This is a genomic window from Arthrobacter sp. TmtSoilC77 (assembly GCF_059739415.1).
Map to the genome: position 1 here is coordinate 545,970 of NZ_AP046050.1, position 16,306 is coordinate 562,275.

At 61.7% G+C, this 16,306-nt stretch carries 14 protein-coding genes; 11 read left to right on the plus strand and 3 right to left on the minus strand.

Annotated features, from left to right (window positions below):
• The first annotated feature begins 32 nt into the window (after positions 1–32).
• Positions 33–1,322, plus strand: coding sequence for an adenylosuccinate synthase (locus AC6I99_RS02655; protein ID WP_224094034.1), 1,290 nt, complete (start codon positions 33–35; stop codon positions 1,320–1,322).
• 280 nt (positions 1,323–1,602) lie between these two features.
• A complete protein-coding gene (locus AC6I99_RS02660) occupies positions 1,603–2,997 on the plus strand; it encodes an MFS transporter (RefSeq protein ID WP_497961911.1) in 1,395 nt (464 codons plus the stop codon).
• Here AC6I99_RS02660 and AC6I99_RS02665 read toward each other — a convergent pair.
• Positions 2,994–3,425: a YybH family protein gene (locus AC6I99_RS02665; protein WP_497960133.1), complete on the minus strand. Its 432-nt coding sequence runs from the start codon at positions 3,423–3,425 to the stop codon at positions 2,994–2,996. The two genes, AC6I99_RS02660 and AC6I99_RS02665, sit on opposite strands and share 4 nt — an antisense overlap.
• A 196-nt stretch (positions 3,426–3,621) precedes the next feature.
• Entirely contained in the window at positions 3,622–4,899 is a 1,278-nt protein-coding gene (locus tag AC6I99_RS02670) for an MFS transporter (RefSeq protein ID WP_497960135.1), read from the minus strand.
• Between the two features lie 98 nt (positions 4,900–4,997).
• Between AC6I99_RS02670 and AC6I99_RS02675 the strand changes: the two genes are divergently transcribed.
• The 4 genes from AC6I99_RS02675 to AC6I99_RS02690 all read left to right on the plus strand — a co-directional run bounded on the left by AC6I99_RS02675 (position 4,998) and on the right by AC6I99_RS02690 (position 9,437).
• Positions 4,998–5,570, plus strand: a complete 573-nt coding sequence (locus AC6I99_RS02675; protein ID WP_497960137.1) for a TetR/AcrR family transcriptional regulator — start codon at positions 4,998–5,000, stop codon at positions 5,568–5,570.
• A gap of 51 nt (positions 5,571–5,621) precedes the next feature.
• Positions 5,622–6,545 (plus strand): NADP-dependent oxidoreductase, encoded by a 924-nt coding sequence (locus AC6I99_RS02680; protein WP_497960138.1) that lies wholly within the window; start codon positions 5,622–5,624, stop codon positions 6,543–6,545.
• Positions 6,546–6,636: 91 nt separating this feature from the next.
• Positions 6,637–7,932 (plus strand): C-glycoside deglycosidase beta subunit domain-containing protein, encoded by a 1,296-nt coding sequence (locus tag AC6I99_RS02685; protein WP_497960140.1) that lies wholly within the window; start codon positions 6,637–6,639, stop codon positions 7,930–7,932.
• Between the two features lie 26 nt (positions 7,933–7,958).
• Positions 7,959–9,437 carry a C-glycoside deglycosidase beta subunit domain-containing protein gene (locus AC6I99_RS02690; RefSeq protein WP_497960142.1) on the plus strand — a complete coding sequence of 493 codons (1,479 nt, stop codon included), beginning with the start codon at positions 7,959–7,961 and terminating at the stop codon, positions 9,435–9,437.
• A 42-nt stretch (positions 9,438–9,479) separates the two neighbouring features.
• On the opposite strand, the gene AC6I99_RS02695 is transcribed toward AC6I99_RS02690, so the two are convergent.
• The gene (locus AC6I99_RS02695; protein WP_224094042.1) at positions 9,480–10,421 is read right to left on the minus strand and encodes a LysR family transcriptional regulator; all 942 of its coding nucleotides are present in this window, start codon (positions 10,419–10,421) and stop codon (positions 9,480–9,482) included.
• Positions 10,422–10,678: 257 nt separating this feature from the next.
• Here AC6I99_RS02695 and AC6I99_RS02700 point away from each other — a divergent pair, with 257 nt between their 5' ends.
• The 5 genes from AC6I99_RS02700 to carA are packed head-to-tail and all read left to right on the plus strand — an operon-like array spanning position 10,679 to position 16,264.
• Positions 10,679–11,965, plus strand: coding sequence for an ABC transporter substrate-binding protein (locus AC6I99_RS02700; protein ID WP_224094043.1), 1,287 nt, complete (start codon positions 10,679–10,681; stop codon positions 11,963–11,965).
• Positions 11,966–12,023: 58 nt separating this feature from the next.
• Positions 12,024–12,983, plus strand: a complete 960-nt coding sequence (locus AC6I99_RS02705) for a carbohydrate ABC transporter permease (RefSeq protein WP_224094044.1) — start codon at positions 12,024–12,026, stop codon at positions 12,981–12,983.
• A gap of 2 nt (positions 12,984–12,985) precedes the next feature.
• Entirely contained in the window at positions 12,986–13,822 is an 837-nt protein-coding gene (locus AC6I99_RS02710) for a carbohydrate ABC transporter permease (protein ID WP_224094046.1), read from the plus strand.
• A gap of 58 nt (positions 13,823–13,880) precedes the next feature.
• Positions 13,881–14,657 (plus strand): TIM barrel protein, encoded by a 777-nt coding sequence (locus tag AC6I99_RS02715; protein ID WP_224094047.1) that lies wholly within the window; start codon positions 13,881–13,883, stop codon positions 14,655–14,657.
• The gene (gene carA, locus AC6I99_RS02720) at positions 14,654–16,264 is read left to right on the plus strand and encodes a c-glycoside 3-oxidase CarA (protein WP_497960144.1); all 1,611 of its coding nucleotides are present in this window, start codon (positions 14,654–14,656) and stop codon (positions 16,262–16,264) included. Before AC6I99_RS02715 ends, carA begins: the two co-directional genes overlap by 4 nt.
• Positions 16,265–16,306: the final 42 nt, after the last annotated feature.

Consider the following 16,306-nt stretch of genomic DNA (forward strand, 5'->3'; position numbering starts at 1 on the left):
TGGTCTCGCCCGAAAGAATGGGGGAGGATCCCATGCCCGCTATCGTGATCGTCGGAGCCCAGTGGGGCGACGAAGGCAAAGGCAAAGCTACCGATCTGCTCGGTGGCCGTGTTGACTACGTGGTCAAGCCCAACGGCGGTAACAACGCCGGGCACACCGTGGTGGTTGGCGGTGAGAAGTATGAGCTGAAGCTCCTTCCCGCGGGCATTCTGAGCCCCAATGCCATTCCCATTATTGGCAATGGCTGTGTGGTGAACCTCGAGGCACTCTTCCAGGAAATTGACGGCCTTGAGGCCCGTGGAGCGGACACGTCCCGCCTGCGCGTTTCGGCCAATGCGCATCTCGTGGCGCCGTACCACCAGGTCCTGGACAAGGTCACGGAGCGCTTCCTCGGCAGCCGTGCCATCGGTACCACGGGTCGTGGCATTGGGCCGGCTTACATGGACAAGGTTGCCCGCCTGGGCATCCGCGTCCAGGACGTGTTCGACGAATCCATCCTCCGCCAGAAGGTGGAAGGTTCGCTGCGCCAGAAGAACGAACTCCTGGTCAAGGTCTACAACCGCCGCGACATCGTGGTGGATGAGATCGTTGAGTACTTCCTCTCCTTCGCTGAGCGCCTGCGCCCGCTGGTCATCGACAGCACGCTGGAGCTGAACAACGCGTTGGACGAGGGCAAGGTTGTACTCATGGAAGGTGGCCAGGCCACGTTCCTGGACGTTGACCACGGCACGTACCCGTTCGTCACCTCATCCAACCCGACGGCGGGCGGTGCTTCCGTTGGCTCGGGCATTGGTCCCACGCGGATTTCCCGTTCCATCGGCATCATCAAGGCCTACACCACCCGCGTTGGCGCCGGCCCGTTCCCCACGGAACTGTTCGACGAGATGGGTGTGTACCTGCAGAAGACCGGTGGCGAGTTCGGTGTGAACACCGGCCGTCCCCGCCGCTGCGGTTGGTACGACGCCGTCCTTGCCCGCCATGCTTCCCGCGTCAACGGCTTCACGGACTACTTCGTGACCAAGCTGGACGTCCTCACGGGCATCGAGCAGATCCCGGTTTGCGTTGCCTACGATGTTGACGGCGTCCGTCATGACGAAATGCCCATGACGCAGACCGAGTTCCACCACGCAGTGCCGATCTTCGAGTACTTCGACGGCTGGACCGAGGACATCACGGGCGCCCGCACGCTCGAAGACCTTCCGGAGAACGCCCGCAACTACGTGCTGGCTTTGGAAAAACTCTCCGGCACGCGCTTCTCGGCCATCGGCGTCGGCCCTGACCGGGACCAGACCATCGTGGTTCACGATCTGATCAACGACTAGATTTTTCTGAATTTACGACGACGGCGGGTCACCCCTGGTTCCACGTTGGAGCCAGCGGATGGCCCGCCGTCGTTATTGCCAGCCCTCCGCTGATCGACGGAGGGCGTTCCGGTTCGTGCCTCGGGACTATTTCGGCGGCCCTCGCCGTTACGCCATTCGGGGCCGAAAGCTATGTTCGCGAACACGCCGAGATCACGACGGGACGGGATAAGTGACTACAGAAACTACTGCCGACGGAGTCGGGTTCCGTTCCCGTCGGGGACCCATCCTCATTGCCCTAATGCTCTCGACCGGGCTGGTGGCCATTGATGCGACGATAGTTGCCACGGCGGTGCCATCGATTGTGGATGACATCGGCGGTTTCACGTCTTTTCCCTGGCTCTTTTCGGCGTACCTGTTGGCGCAGGCCGTCTCCGTGCCCGTCTACGCCAAACTATCTGACGTCGTAGGCCGCAAGCCGATCATCCTCAGCGGCATCGGCCTGTTCCTCCTGGGTTCCATCTTGTGCGGGCTGGCTTGGAGCATGCCCGCCCTCATCGCTTTCCGTGTGCTTCAGGGCCTGGGCGCCGGAGCCGTGCAGCCGGTGTCGATCACTATCGCCGGGGATATTTACACACTCGCTGAGCGGGCGAAAGTCCAAGGCTACCTCGCGAGCGTCTGGGCCGTTTCTTCCGTGGTGGGACCGACGCTGGGTGGCATTTTTTCCTCGCTTGGCATCTGGCGCTGGATCTTCTTCATCAACATCCCGCTGTGTCTTCTGGCGGGATGGATGCTGGTCCGCACATTCCACGAGAACGTCGAGCGGACGAAACACCGGGTCGACTACCTGGGAGCAGGGCTCCTAACGGTCTCTCTAAGCCTGCTCATACTGGGAGCGCTTGAGGGCGGCCAAGCCTGGCCTTGGAACTCCTCCATAAGCATCACGGTCTTTGCCGTCGGGGCCTTGGTGTTCATCGCCTTCCTCTTCGTGGAAAGGAAGGCGGCTGAGCCTGTCCTCCCACCGTGGGTTGTTTCCCGCCGGCTACTGGTGACGACGGCGTTGATCTCCTTTGGCGTCGGCGCAGCCATGCTTGGTCTCACCTCGTACGTCCCAACGTTCCTCGAAGGAGCGCTGGCGACTTCCCCGGTGTTTGCCGGACTCGCTTTGGCAGCCTTGACGATCGGCTGGCCAATCAGCGCTTCCCAGGCTGGCCGGTTCTACCTCCGGATCGGGTTCCGAAGGACGGCTTTGATCGGTATTTCCGTGACGGTCATCGGCGCTGCCGTGCTTGCCCTCACCGCCTCATCACCCAACGTGTTGTTGGTGGCCGTGGCCTGCTTCATTGTTGGCCTGGGACTCGGGTTGGTCGCGACGCCGAGCCTGATCGCGGCGCAGTCGAGCGTTGAATGGAACGAACGCGGGGTAGTCACCGGCACGAATCTTTTTGCCCGTTCCATCGGTAGTTCGATTGGTGTGGCCGTTTACGGTGCGATCGCCAATGCCATTTACGCAGGCGGCCCCAGCGGCGGCCCCGATCCGCAAACAACGGTGTCCGCTTCCACCGCTGTCTTCCTGGCCGTGCTGGTGAGTGCCGTGCTTACGGTCATTGCCGTCGTCGCGATGCCCTCCAAGGCGGACAGTTCCATTACGGCCCAGGCAGCTGCCAAGACCGTCGTTGCGCCCTCGCAGGATTAGGACGGGTCGCTGGGCAGCGTGTCTTCCGGGCTGACGAAGTCGGTGTGTTCGTGGATGACTTTCCATTCACCTTCCTCGCGTCGGAAGACGCTGGTGGCTCGAAGAGCGAACGGGCGGGGAGCGCTTCCGTCAATTGTGCCGGTGAAGCGGACTATGGCGGCGGTGTACGCCATGTCTCCCACGACGTCGAACGCCATAACGTCCAACGTGACGTCTCGGCCTCCTGCAAGCCGGGCTGCTACCCGCCGAAATGTCGGTTCCAGCTGGGTCCACCCTGTGGTGGAGACGCCCACTGCTCCAAACAGGCTTACTGGCTCCCGGTGGGACCACATTTCAATGCGGCGCGAGGGGTCCCCAGTGACAAGAGCGGCCTCCGCAGCATGCAGGGCAGGTTCAGCCCATGCAAGGAATTCCTCCCGGGGATCCATGGTTCCTCCTCCACAAGGGCGGGTTTCTCACAGCGTCCTCCCTCAGCAACGGCGAGTCAACGGAAACGGCCAGTCAACGGAAACGGACGGTCAACGGACGTGAAGCATCCGGCTTGGAACGCTCGACGGCGGCAGGCGGCGTTGCGCTGATGAGCCGCCGCCCGCCGTCGTACTCCCGCAAAGTCGGCGGCAGGTACTAATCCGGCCGGCTGCTGGCCGTCACAGTGGAACGCGCCGGGGCAGGCTTGGGGGTGGACTCAGACTTCAACAGCACCGCTTGGATGACGATGCCCACGGCAGCGAAGGCAGAGAGGGTCACTCCGTATGCAAGCAAAGTTGGCACGAGGCCCCACACGGGTGCGAGTTGGCCGGCGATGATCACTGGCAGACTGAAGGCAAGGTAAGCGGCCGCGTAAATGCTGGCGAATACGCCGGCGCGCTGATGCGGCTGAATGTGCGGTGCGATCAGCCGGATCTGTCCACCGAACGATCCGCCGAACCCAATTCCGCCCAGTACTGCCCCGATCCAGACCGCGGGCAGCCAGGTTGCATTGATTCCGAAGAGGACCGCCAGGATCCCGAGCAGAATGAAGGAGACCCCGGCCAGTGAGCTGTGTCGGGCAGGATGGCGGCCAAATGCAAAGGTTGCCACCGCGGCTGAGAACGGGCCAAGGAAAGCGGTGAAACCCGCCACCAGGCCACCGTCCAGCGCAAAGTGGAGCCGGAGCAGCACTGGCGAGAGGCCAAGGAAGAAGGCTGGAAACATCCACCCGGCGATGTGAAGGGGGAGGCCTGCGGCGAACTCTCGGCGTATTTTGCCGGGAATGCTCAGGCGCGGGGTGAGGGAACGGACTGCACCTGGGCGTTTCACTGCCGTTTCGGAGGTGAAGCTGACAAAAACGATGCCGAGGATCATTACGCCGGTGAGAATGGCGAAAATGAGCAGGTTGGCGTCCGCTGTGAACTGAACCGCGGCGCCCGTTATGAGGGCTCCAATGCCAAGACCACCAGCCACCGACGCGCCCGCAAGGCCGCCAGCGAGCTTCTTAAGGTGGGACGGTGCCTGCTCTGCGATGGCTGCGTTGAATGCGCCGGTCGCAATGCCGGTGGCGATTCCTTGGAGGGCCCGGGCGATGATTACCCAGGTAATGGTGGATGCAACCATGAAGGCGATCATGGCAATCAGCTCGGTGTAGAGCGCAATCAGCATGACGGGGCGCCTGCCAAGGTGATCCGAAAGTGAGCCTCCCACCAGCAGCGCTGCCAACAGGCCTATTGCGTAGATGGCGAAGGCAAGGCTAAGGGTGCCGGCCGAAAAGCCCCACTCCTGTTGGCGGAGCGAGAGCAATGGCGTGGGTGCCCCGGCCGCGAAAAAGAATGCGGCGAAGACCAACGCAAGCCCGGGGAAAGCCGTTTTGGCTGGAAAAGTGCGGGGCGGCCGCGTAGGGCGGGATGGTGACAATGTACGGGACAAGTGAAGACTCCTTAGACAGAACGGTCTAATGCCAGTTAGACAGATCTGTGCAATAAAGTCAAGAAATTTTAGACAGATCTGTCTGATATGCTTTGTGCATGGCCTCCACCAAACTTCCGGCTCGGCAGCGTCTCCTCGACGCCGCAGACAAGTTGTTTTATGCCGAGGGTGTCCACACCGTTGGCATTGACCGCCTCATCGAAGAGGCAGGCGTAGCCAAGGGCTCGCTCTTCTACAATTTTTCGGGCAAGGACGATCTCGTTGCCGCCTACTTGGAGGGTCGCGACCGTCAACGGCGCGAACGCATAGCCAGGCATCAGGCCGGGCTTGACGAGCCCACGGCGAAATTGCTGGCCATCTTTGACTCCCTTCACGAAGCGGTGACCTCGCCCGGGTACAAAGGTTGTCCGTTTGCCAATGCCAACGCAGAAGCCCTTCCGGGAAGCGTCGAGGCTGAAGCCCTGAAAACGTTCCGCGGTTGGCTTTCCGACGCAATCCTCTCGCTCTGCGAAGAGGCTCGGTTTGCCGATCCAGCAGATGTCGCAGCGCGCATCCGCCTGCTCTATGACGGGGCGGTGTCCAATTCGCACCTGGACGCCCAGCCGGGGGCTGTCCGGTTGGCCAAGGAGCTGGGTTCCATGGTTCTGGAAAACGCACCCCGCGCCCTCTGACTTTGGGCTCCGATAGGAATAGGCTCGCGGAGCAGGCAGTTGTCGCTAACCATGAAGGCAATTACCTATAGCGAGTATGGAAACCCGGACGTCCTGGAGCTGACTGATCAGCCGATGCCCAAAGTGGGTCCAGGCATGGTCCTGGTGAAGGTGAAGGCGGCGTCGGTAAATCCGGTCGACTGGAAGATCATGGCCGGCTACCTGGACTCCTTCATGGACCTTCAGTTCCCGGCCATTCCCGGCTGGGACGTGGCGGGCGTTGTGGAATCGGTGGGAATTGACGCCCCGCAATTTCAGCCCGGGGATGAGGTCATTGCCTATGGCCGCAAGGACTACGTTCACGGCGGAAGTTTTGCTGAATACATTGCGCTCCCGGAGCGGCTTCTCGCCAGGAAGCCGGACTCCCTGGATTGGAACGAGTCGGCCGGACTTCCTTTGGCCGGGCTCACGGCTTTCCAGGTACTCAATCGTCTCGGGCTCAAAGCAGGCGAGACGGTTTTGATCCATGGCGGTTCTGGCGGGGTCGGATCCCTCGGTGTTCAGATCGCCGCGGCGCTCGGCGCGAGGGTCATCGCGACAGCGTCCCCAAAGAACCACGACTTTCTCCGCTCGCTTGGCGCGGAACCTGTTGCGTACGGTGAAGGGCTTGTCGGGAGGGTGCGGGCCTTGCAGCCTGATGGTGTTGATGTCGTGGCGGACTTTGTGGGTGGAAACCTCGAGGCGACCCTGAAGGTCCTGTCCGAAGGAGGCCGGCATGCATCCATTGCAGACAGTGAGGTGGAGGCGCATGGTGGAACCTGGATGTGGGTGAATCCCGTCGGTGCCGAACTGCAGCAGCTCGCTGACCTGGTAGATGAACATGCGATCCGGGTAGAGGTGGCGGAGACGCTTCCCTTAGCCAAGGCTGCGGATGCCTTCCGGCTCAACATGGAGGGACATACACGCGGAAAGATCGTAGTAAGAGTGGGGTCTTAGTCCGCGAGTTCAGTTTGATCCAAGCTTACTTATGTTCAATTCATACCTAAGTAGGTTATGCTCTTCCTATCCCACCTAGGAAAGAGCAAAGATGCTTCTTGAACGAGACCTCCTTCAAGCCACTGGCTTCCGCAATGTCCACGAAGGTGACCGCGTTACTGGATTTCAGTTCAGGGTGCGCATGCCTTCCTATCGCGGCATGGCTGCCTCCCTCATCGACGGCATCTCCGTCAGGGTAGGAAACCATGTGGACGTACCTGCCGAGGTTCCGCTCTGGACCCTGGGCGGGAAGACATACACCCTCCGCGAACTCTGGGCGAGCGAAGGGGTGCGCTGGCAGTTGGAGGAAGCCGCAACGGTGACTGTGCCGTTGGAGGGAGGCCTCCCGCAAGGGGTCCATGATGTGCATATCGAGTTGAAGCTCCGCATGTCCTACATCCCGATCGAGCATCAGCCAACTGTCCACCGCGCTTCCCGGCACATCACGCTGGCGCCGGAAGGCGGCGGAGGCGGCGTGTTCCAATATGGCGTATCGCTCTACAGCTTCATGCATGACTACGGAACGGTCCTGGACCTTGAAACCGCCTTGGCGGCGGTGGCAGATACAGGCGCCACCGGCGTCGAGATTTTGGGGGAGGGCCATGTGCCCAACTATCCGGAGCCCACGGCCGCCTGGATTGACCAGTGGTTCGCCTTGCTGGAGAAGTACTCGCTCGAGCCGACCAATTACGGCTCGTGGATCGATACGCGGCTACATCCCGGCCGGCACATGACTGCCCAGGAGGGTGCCGCCGCGTTGCAGCGTGACCTGAGGCTGGCCAACCGTCTGGGCTTTGGTTTCGTCCGTCCCAAGATCGGAGTTGTCTCCAGCGACCTGATCCCGGACCCCATCTGGACTGAGTCCGTGGAGCGTTCCCTGGATCTTGCCCATGAACTGGGGGTGGTTATCTGCCCCGAAATCCACTCGCCCACGCCCATCAAGCACCCGGTGGTGGACGATTACATTGCCCTCATCGAACGTACGGGAACCAAGAACTTTGGCCTGTTGATCGACACTGGAATCTTCCAGGACCGGCCCATCCCGTTGCGGGAGGGTGAGACCAGGGAAACCAGGCCTGCCTTCCTCGACGGCATCGGAGTGGATCCGGCAGACTTTGCCGACGTCGCGCAGTACGTCGTGTTTGTCCAAGCCAAGTTCCACGACATCGATGAACACCTGGAAGACCAGCAGATTCCGTGGCGTCCCGTCCTCAAGGCCCTGAACGACGCTGGATACAACGGCTACTTGTCCAGCGAGTACGAGGGCGAGAGGACCCCCTGGCGCTCAATTGAGCAGGTTCGCCGCCAGCATTCGCTGATCCGCAAGATCGCATCCGAACTCGCCTGACCACCCCAAAGTAAGAGAAGAAACAAATGCCCAACGGACTGATTCAAGAAGACAGCTTGCGAGCCCACCCCGAAGGCCTCGCTTTGTCGCTGACCCTTCCCTGGTACCGGAGCCTCTGGCTCTCATCCGTCTCAACCCTGAAGCTGACAGTGGACGGTGAGGAGGTTCCGCAGCAGGACCTCTCCTTCGAGCTTGGCGGAAAGACGTACGCCCTGGCGGAACTTCCGGCGCAAGCTGAAACCCTGTGGTTCCTGCAGGAGCACCCGCGCCTTATTGCGCGTCGGCCGGTACCTGTGGAACTGGGGGAGCGGCACGCCATCCGAATCTTCGGTGAGCTGCGCCTTCCATACATGCAGATCGCGGCTGGACAGGATGGCGGGCCGGGTATGTATGTGCCCAACTTCGTCAGCCAGGCCCTTGAGCTGACGGTTGTGGACCGCGACGCACCCGCACCTGAAACCACGACGCCGGTCACGCCACCGCCGCCGAAAGCGGACGAGGATCCGTTCTCCTTGGGGTTGACCCTCTACTCGGCGAGTGCGGAGTTCCGGGCAGGATGGTACGACTTCGATGGGTTGCTGAACAGGGTGGCGGAGCTCGGAATCGGACCCGGCATCGAAATTGTCGCTTCACAGGTGCTGCCCACTTACCCCACAGTGAGCGATGACTTCGCCAAGTCCTGGCATGCAGCCTTCGATAAACACGGCTTTGACGCCAGCTCCTTCGGTGCCAACCTGGACATGGGCCGCCGGCGGGACCGCGATATGACCCCGGACGAAGAATACGAATTTACGGAGACGCTCTTCCGCGGGGCAAAGAAGCTGGGATTCCCGCTGGTCCGGATCCAGAGTGCCAAGCCGGAGCTGCTGCGCCGCCTGCTCCCTCTTGCCGAACAATTGGAGCTCAAGCTGGCGTACGAGATTCATGCTCCCTTGGGTCCGAATTCCCCCGAGATCATGAAAGTCCGGGACGTTTACGACGAATTGGATTCTCCTTTGCTGGGCTTCGTGGCCGATTTCTCTTCCACCATGCACAGCATGTCTCCAACATTGTTGCGGGCCGTCTCGCGGGCCGGACTCGATGAAGAAGCGCTGGAGCGCCTGCAGGCCATCTGGTCCACGGATGCCTCAATGCGGGAGCGCCAGGAAGAGTTCATCGGGTACCTCCGGAGCCGGGACTTTGATCCCGCCCGGCTCGGCTCCTTCGCGCACCTCGCTTTCAACATGCACGGACATGTCAGCCCGGGCGATTGGGCGGACATCATGCCGCAGATCATGCACGTGCATGCGAAGTTCTACGACATCGACGACGACGGCAACGAACCTGCCATCGATTACCCGGAACTCGTACGCGTGTTTGTGGAAGGTGGGTACCGGGGCTATTGGTCCAGTGAATGGGAAGGGCATGCCTTCGCCGAGTTGGGTGAGGTGGATCCCTTACTGCTGGTTCGGAAGCAGCATAACCTCATCAGGCGCAGCATGCGTGCCGCGGTGGCCAAGGTCTGACGCGCGAGCTCCCTGCAGCCCGGCCGGTTCTCCGGCCGGGCTCTACGCTTTGGGCTCGGTTTCGGCAGCGACGATCGCGGCGGCTTCTTCGAAGAGGCCGCGCATCCAAATGTGCTCGGAGTCGGCGTTGTGGACCGGATGCCACCACAGGGCGTTGACCAGCGGTGTTGCCGGAAACGGCAGCGGCAGGATCCGGACGCCGCCCAAGCGACGGGCAATGGGGGCAAGGGCTGCCTGGATGAGCCCGATCCTGTTTGTTCCTGCGACGAAGTGGGGAAGTGCCTGGAAACTCTCCACTACTACTTCCACGCGCGGCTCAATGCCCAACTGCTGAATTTGGCGCTCGGCGGACGTGAATGCTGAGCGCGACTGATAGGTCATGACCCACGGCAAGTTGGCGATGTTGTCCATGGAGACCTCCTCGCCCACTTCTTGGTTGGTTTCTGAAACCACGGCAAGCCAATCGTCGCGCCACAAATCCACGAACGGGAGGCCCGTGAGGATCCCGTGGGGAATCACCATGCCGTCTGCCGCCCTCAAGCGGTTGGCAGCGTCCTCGACTACCACGGGATTGTGAAGCATGAACCGGAAGCGGACTCCAGGGGCGCGCTCCGCTGCGAGTTCCGAAACAACCCGCCCAACCGTGGTGAAACCGTAGTCCGATCCATAGATGGAAAACTCCCGCGCCGATTCATTCGGTTCCCAGCTGGCTTGGCTCTCGAAGACGCGGCGGGCGGCGTCGAGGGCCAATGTGGTGTGCTCGGCCAGCCTTAGGGCGAACGGGGTTAGCTCGTAGGTGTTCCCCCGGCGGGCAAGGATCGGATCGCCAAAGTGGTTCCTGAGGCGGGCCAATGAAGCACTCAAGGCTGGCTGGCTCAAATGGAGGCGCTCGGCCGCACGGGTCACGCTGCGTTCGGTAATGAGGGCATCCAGGGACGTCAGCAGGTTGAGGTCGAGCCTGGAAAGCAGGGCGTGGTCCGTCACGACGGCAATCCTTTGAGTCGGGGCCTTGGGAAACAGAAGGCGTAGCAGGACCAGTGTATCCACGGCCCTGATGACGTTTCCGCTGTGGACCTGAAGGGCCTCACAGAGATACGAGGGTCATGCCTTTACCCGAAACAGCCGTACTTATGTGCGGCATTCGAAATACTTATGTGTCTTTCTGGCAAATGCCGTGCATACTGATGATTGACGGGGGTCACGGCGCTCCCGATAAGACAAAGAAGTCAGAAAGGCTGAAAATGACACAGCACCGCTTTCGAGGACTGAAGCTCGGCGTTCTCGTCATCCCAACCGCTGCTGCACTTGCACTGACAGGCTGCTCAGGCTCTACCACCGCCGGCAGCGCGGGAGGTTCCAAGGAGTTCTCCTTGACGTTCGCTACCTCCAACACCATTGAGAGCCCGTTCCAGAAGCTTGGCGAGCAGTACATGGCAGCGCACCCGGACGTGAAGATCACGTTCAATGCGCAGCCGAACGATTCCTACGACCAGACCGTCCGCACACAGCTGCAGGCCGGCAACGCCTCGGACGTCATTGTGACGTCGCCCGGATCGGGAACAGGCCGAAGCATCCTTCCGCTGGTCGATGCAAACTTCCTGGAACCCCTGGATGATTCGGCCAAGAAGTTGGTTCCTGTGGGCAGTGAAGCCTTGTTCGGCAAGGATGGCAAAGTCTACGGGCAGGCTGCCGAAATGACCGTCGTCGGGCTCGTGACCAACGAGACCGCAGCCAAGGCCTCCGGTGTTTCCGATTTCCCCAGCGACTTCTCGTCCCTGGAAAAGCAGTGCTCCTCGCTCAGTTCTTCCGGCAAGTCATTCTTTGCCCTGGCCGGCTCAGCCGCACCCAACACCGGCCTGATGGCCATGTCCCTGGCGGCCTCCCGGGTTTACGCTGAGGATCCCAAGTGGAACGAAAAGCGTGTGAGTAAGGAAACCACCTTCGCCGACTCCCAAGGCTGGAAGGACGCGCTGCAGGCCGTCGTCAAGCTCAACGAAGCAGGTTGCTTCCAGAAGGGCGCAGCGGGCGCCGGCTTCGACGCCATCACCAAGGGGCTCGCTAGTGGCTCTTCCCTTGCCGGATTCATCCCTGCTCCTTCGTGGAAGCAGCTCAAGACGGCAGCGGCCAATTCCGACTTTGCAGTCCGCGCGCTTCCGTCCGAGCAGAGCTCCGACAAGGGCTTCGTTTATGCCAGCGCGAACTACTCCTTCTCCATCAATGCCGCTTCCAAGAACAAGGATGCTGCCAAGGCCTTCCTTGATTGGGCTGCCGAACCTGAACAGACCAAGGCGTTCGCGGAGATTGATGGCGCACTCCCCGTTAGCGGTTTGGACAGCTACGACTACGCATCCGGCGCTTACAAGAACGTCGGGGACCTCATCAAGGACGGCAAGTACGGTCCGCTTCCCAACAGCCAGTGGCCGAACTCCTCTGTCTACGATGCCCTCGCAACGGGTGTTCAGGGTCTCCTGACAGGCCAGAAGTCGGTTGACCAGGTGCTGCAGGCCATGGATGCGGCCTGGGGCTAAGACCGGATAAGAACCCCACCGAAGTTCCGACGACTCAAAGGGACGAGCAAGGATTACCATGACTGCGACGATGCAATCGAAAACCGAAGCAGCTGACGCTTCCCGGCGAGGCAGGCGAAACCCGGGAGCGGCCCGAAAGGTCCGTTCCCGGGGTGGGTCCCTGCAGTTCGGCCACTGGTGGTGGGCGCTCCCCGGGATCGCCCTCGTCATCGCCATCCACTACGTAGCCACCGGAATTGGCGGCTACTTCGCCTTCACCAACTGGACCGGTATCGGCTCCTTCAAAGTGGTTGGCCTGGCAAACTTCGAGGCAATCTTCAAGGATCCGACCAAGCTCGGGGCCTTGCTGAATACCCTCTTCCTGGCCTTTTCCTCCGTATTTATCAGCAACGTTGCCGGCCTCTTCATCGCCCTGGGCCTGAACCGGGTAATAAAGACACGGTATGTACTGCGCACGTTGTTCTTCATGCCCGTGGTCCTCAGCCCGCTGGCAACGGCCTACATCTGGAAGTACATCTTCGATTTCGACGGTCCCATCAATGTCTTCCTCGCCTCGATCGGCGCTGGTGACCTGGCCAAGCCGTGGTTGGCGGACCCGCAATGGGCCATCTGGACAGTACTGATTGTCCTGGTCTGGGGCAGCACCGGTTTCGCCATGGTGATCTTCATGGCAGGCCTGGCAGGCGTTCCCGTGGAAATCGAGGAGGCCGCGGCCATCGACGGCGCCAACATGTGGCAGCGCTTCTGGAACGTCACCCTTCCAGCTATCCGTCCGGCCGTAGCCATCGCATCAACCCTGGGCATTGTTCAGGGGCTCCGGGTCTTCGACCCCATCATGGCACTCACCGGCGGAGGCCCGGCAGGCGCCACTGAAACCCTTGCCACGCAGGTCTACAAGCAGGCATTTGCGCTCGGCAACTTCGGCGGCGGCGCCGCCCTGGCCCTGGTGCTGGCCGTCATCATCCTGTTCTTCGCCGTAATCCAGCAGCGGCTGACGCGATCGAACCCCGAGGACTAACAATGTTCCGCTACACAAAACTCACCGTTCTCCGCGAAATCGGTCTGTGGGCATTGGCCCTCCTCTTTCTTTCCCCGTTCTACTTCCTGGTGACCACTGCACTGAAGTCCGATGGTGAGATCTACACGACCTCGCCGCTGGCACCGCCGTCGAGCCCTGACTTCAGCAACTTCACCGCCGTCCTGACGGCCCAAGGCAATTCAAATGTGGTGCTTGGCCTGGTGAACAGTGTCATCATCACCACCGGCAGCATCCTTGGCTTGATCGCCCTTGGGTCCATCACTGGGTACGTCATTTCACGGTCTACCCGCCGTTGGAGCAAGGGCGCCTACTACCTGTTCCTGATCGCCATCATCCTGCCAGGCCAGTTGGGGGCGGTTCCGCTGTACATGGGCGCGCGTTCCCTGGGTCTTACGGGCTCGGCCTGGGGCCTGATCGTCCTGTACACGGGCATGCTCCTGCCCCTGTCCATCTTCCTGTACTCCAACTTCTTCCGCGGCCTGGGCACGGATTACGAAGAAGCGGCCACCATTGACGGCGCCAGCAAAACGCAGGTGTTCTCCAAGGTAGTTTTCCCGATGATGGCTCCGGCCACGGGCACGGTGACCATCTTCGCCGGACTGATCGTGTGGAACGACTTCTTCACTTCGCTGATCTTCCTGGGTGGCTCCAGCAACCAGACGCTGCCTGTGGCAATGTACTACTTCATCGGCTCCCTGGTCTCGCAGTGGAACTCCATCTTCGCGATCGTGATCGTGTCCATGATTCCCATCCTCGCGTTGTTCCTCTTCGCCCAGAAGCGCTTCATCCAAGGCTTCTCCGGTGGCCTGAAGGGCTAACGGGCGCCGTCCACCACCCCATGTTTTAGAAAACACCCCTTACTTCCAGGAGATAACCATGTTTAAACTTGCGCCGAATATCGACCTTTTGTTCGCTGAAGCAGGCGAAAGTGCCGCTGATCGTGTGCGTGCGGCGGCAGCGGCGGGATTCGATGCCGTTGAGATGTGGGGTCCAACGGGCAAGGACATCCCCGCACTCAAGGCTGCCTTGGAGGAGACCGGAGTGCAGCTCACCGCACAGCTGGCGGAGCCGCGGATGCAGTTCATGATCCCTCCCAAAAACCACGAACCCTTCTACGAGGGACTCGATGCCGGCGTCGAGGTTGCGCGCCAGCTTGGCTGCCCACGCATTGTGGTTGGAAGCGGAACAGGCTTTGGCGGCCGCAAGCGACAGGACCAACTCGATGAGCTCATCGAGATCTTCACCAAGGGCGTGAACCACATCCAGGGGTCCGGCATCACCTTGGTCCTGGAACCCGTCAACGTGCGCGTGGACCATCCCGGGGCCCTCCTGGACCGGACGTCGGAGGCCGTCTACATTGCGCGCGGCGTGAATTCGCCCGGGTTCGGAGTCCTGTACGACCTCTACCACTCCACCGTTGAAGGCGAGGATGTGGCCGCGGAACTGGCCAATGCGGGCGACCTCATCAAATACGTTCAAATCGCGGACGCCCCGGGCCGTGGCGAGCCGGGTTCCGGTTCGATCGATTGGAACGCGCGGCTGGGAGACCTGGAGGCCAGCGGGTACAGCGGGCCGATCGGACTCGAATACTACCCAACCATCGATTCCGCGAAGTCCGTCCGACGCATTCAGGAATTGGTGGCCGCCCGGTGAGTCAGCGGTCCTATCCCTCGGCGGTTGACGTTGTAATCGTCGGCAGCGGTCCTACGGCGTCCACCTATGCGCGAATCCTGAGCGAGGAAGCGCCTGAGGCTACCATCGCAATGTTCGAGGTGGGCCCAACCGTCAGCAATCCTCCGGGCGCACATGTGAAGAACATCGCTGATGAGCATGTTCGCGCCGCCGCGCAGCTTGCTTCCGAAGGCCCGGGCGCGGGCGCGGCGACCGTGAACTCGCCAGGTGCCGTGAAAAGCGGCGAACGCAGGGCGCGGCCAGGAACCTACTTGCTCAGTGAGGGCTATGCCTTCCCCGGCGAGGACGGCATGCCCGTTGCCGCAATGTCCAGCAACGTCGGTGGCATGGGGGCGCACTGGACTGCGGCGTGCCCCCGCCCTTCCGGCAAGGAGCGCATCAGCTTCATTCAGGACATGGACGGATTGCTGGACGACGCCGAGCGTCTCCTGGGCGTCACCACCCACGCCTTTGACGGCGCTCCCTTCTCGGATCTCGTCCGCGGGCGGTTGGCGGCTGTGGTCGACGAGGGACGTGAGCCCGCCCTGCGCGTCCAGCCCATGCCCCTTGCGGTCCACCGCGAAGCCGACGGCCGCCTCATGTGGTCAGGTGCCGACGTCGTCATGGGCGAGGCAACCCGGCAGAATCCGCGCTTTGAACTCTTCGACGAGTCGCTGGTCACCAAAGTAATGCTCGACGGCGGCAGGGTTGCGGGCGTCGAAGTCCAGGACCGCCGGACTGGCGGGAGCCATACGGTCGCGGCGCGCTTCGTGGTGGTTGCGGCGGATGCGCTGCGGACCCCCCAGCTGCTCTGGGCTTCGGGTATCCGGCCGAAGGCACTGGGCCGCTACCTCAATGATCAACCGCAGGTGGTATTTGCCAGTCGACTGGAAGGCCTCACGGCCCCTGCGCAGGAGGAAGCTGCCCGGGAGGAAGCGCCGCGGGAGGAAGCGCCGCAGGAGGAAGCTGCGCAAGGCCGCGGCGGGCTCACGCAGCAAAGCGGCGTGGCCTGGGTTCCGTACACCGATGATGTCCCTTTCCACGGCCAGATTATGCAGTTGGATGCCTCGCCGGTGCCATTGGCTGACGACGATCCCGTGGTGCCCGGTTCGATCGTTGGCCTGGGGCTGTTCTGCGCCAAGGATCTACAGCGCGAGGATCGCGTGGCCTTTGATGATGACGTCCGGGACGCTTACGGAATGCCGGCCATGCGCATCCATTACCGCCTGACGGAGCGCGACCATGAGGTGATCGAGCGGGCAAAGGCGGAGATTGTGCGGCTCGGGAAGGCAGTGGGACATCCCTTGGACGAACGTCCCTTCGCGCTGCCGCCGGGCGCATCACTGCACTATCAGGGCTCGACGCGCATGGGCCGTGCAGACGACGGGGAAAGTGTTTGCTCTCCGGATAGCGAAGTCTGGGGAGCCGCGGGGCTTTTCGTTGCCGGCAACGGGGTTATTCCTACTGCGACGGCCTGTAATCCAACGCTGACCGCTGTCGCCCTTGCCGTGCGTGGAGCCCGCAAAATCGCCGAAGAGCTGGATAACTCTTTACTTATGTCAGAATCAGACAATAGAATTACTAAATAAGGAAGAAGTCGCTGCGGAAGCCTCAAGCCCCGCAGCAAGACA

Coding starts and splice junctions, on each gene's coding strand:
- AC6I99_RS02715 (WP_224094047.1), top strand. CDS start 13,881: ATGTTTAAACTTGCGCCGAATATCGACCTTTTGTTCGCTGAAGCAGGC.
- AC6I99_RS02685 (WP_497960140.1), top strand. CDS start 6,637: ATGCTTCTTGAACGAGACCTCCTTCAAGCCACTGGCTTCCGCAATGTC.
- AC6I99_RS02665 (WP_497960133.1), bottom strand. CDS start 3,425: ATGGATCCCCGGGAGGAATTCCTTGCATGGGCTGAACCTGCCCTGCAT.
- AC6I99_RS02675 (WP_497960137.1), top strand. CDS start 4,998: ATGGCCTCCACCAAACTTCCGGCTCGGCAGCGTCTCCTCGACGCCGCA.
- AC6I99_RS02710 (WP_224094046.1), top strand. CDS start 12,986: ATGTTCCGCTACACAAAACTCACCGTTCTCCGCGAAATCGGTCTGTGG.
- AC6I99_RS02660 (WP_497961911.1), top strand. CDS start 1,603: ATGCTCTCGACCGGGCTGGTGGCCATTGATGCGACGATAGTTGCCACG.
- AC6I99_RS02655 (WP_224094034.1), top strand. CDS start 33: ATGCCCGCTATCGTGATCGTCGGAGCCCAGTGGGGCGACGAAGGCAAA.
- AC6I99_RS02700 (WP_224094043.1), top strand. CDS start 10,679: ATGACACAGCACCGCTTTCGAGGACTGAAGCTCGGCGTTCTCGTCATC.
- AC6I99_RS02680 (WP_497960138.1), top strand. CDS start 5,622: ATGAAGGCAATTACCTATAGCGAGTATGGAAACCCGGACGTCCTGGAG.
- AC6I99_RS02705 (WP_224094044.1), top strand. CDS start 12,024: ATGACTGCGACGATGCAATCGAAAACCGAAGCAGCTGACGCTTCCCGG.
- AC6I99_RS02690 (WP_497960142.1), top strand. CDS start 7,959: ATGCCCAACGGACTGATTCAAGAAGACAGCTTGCGAGCCCACCCCGAA.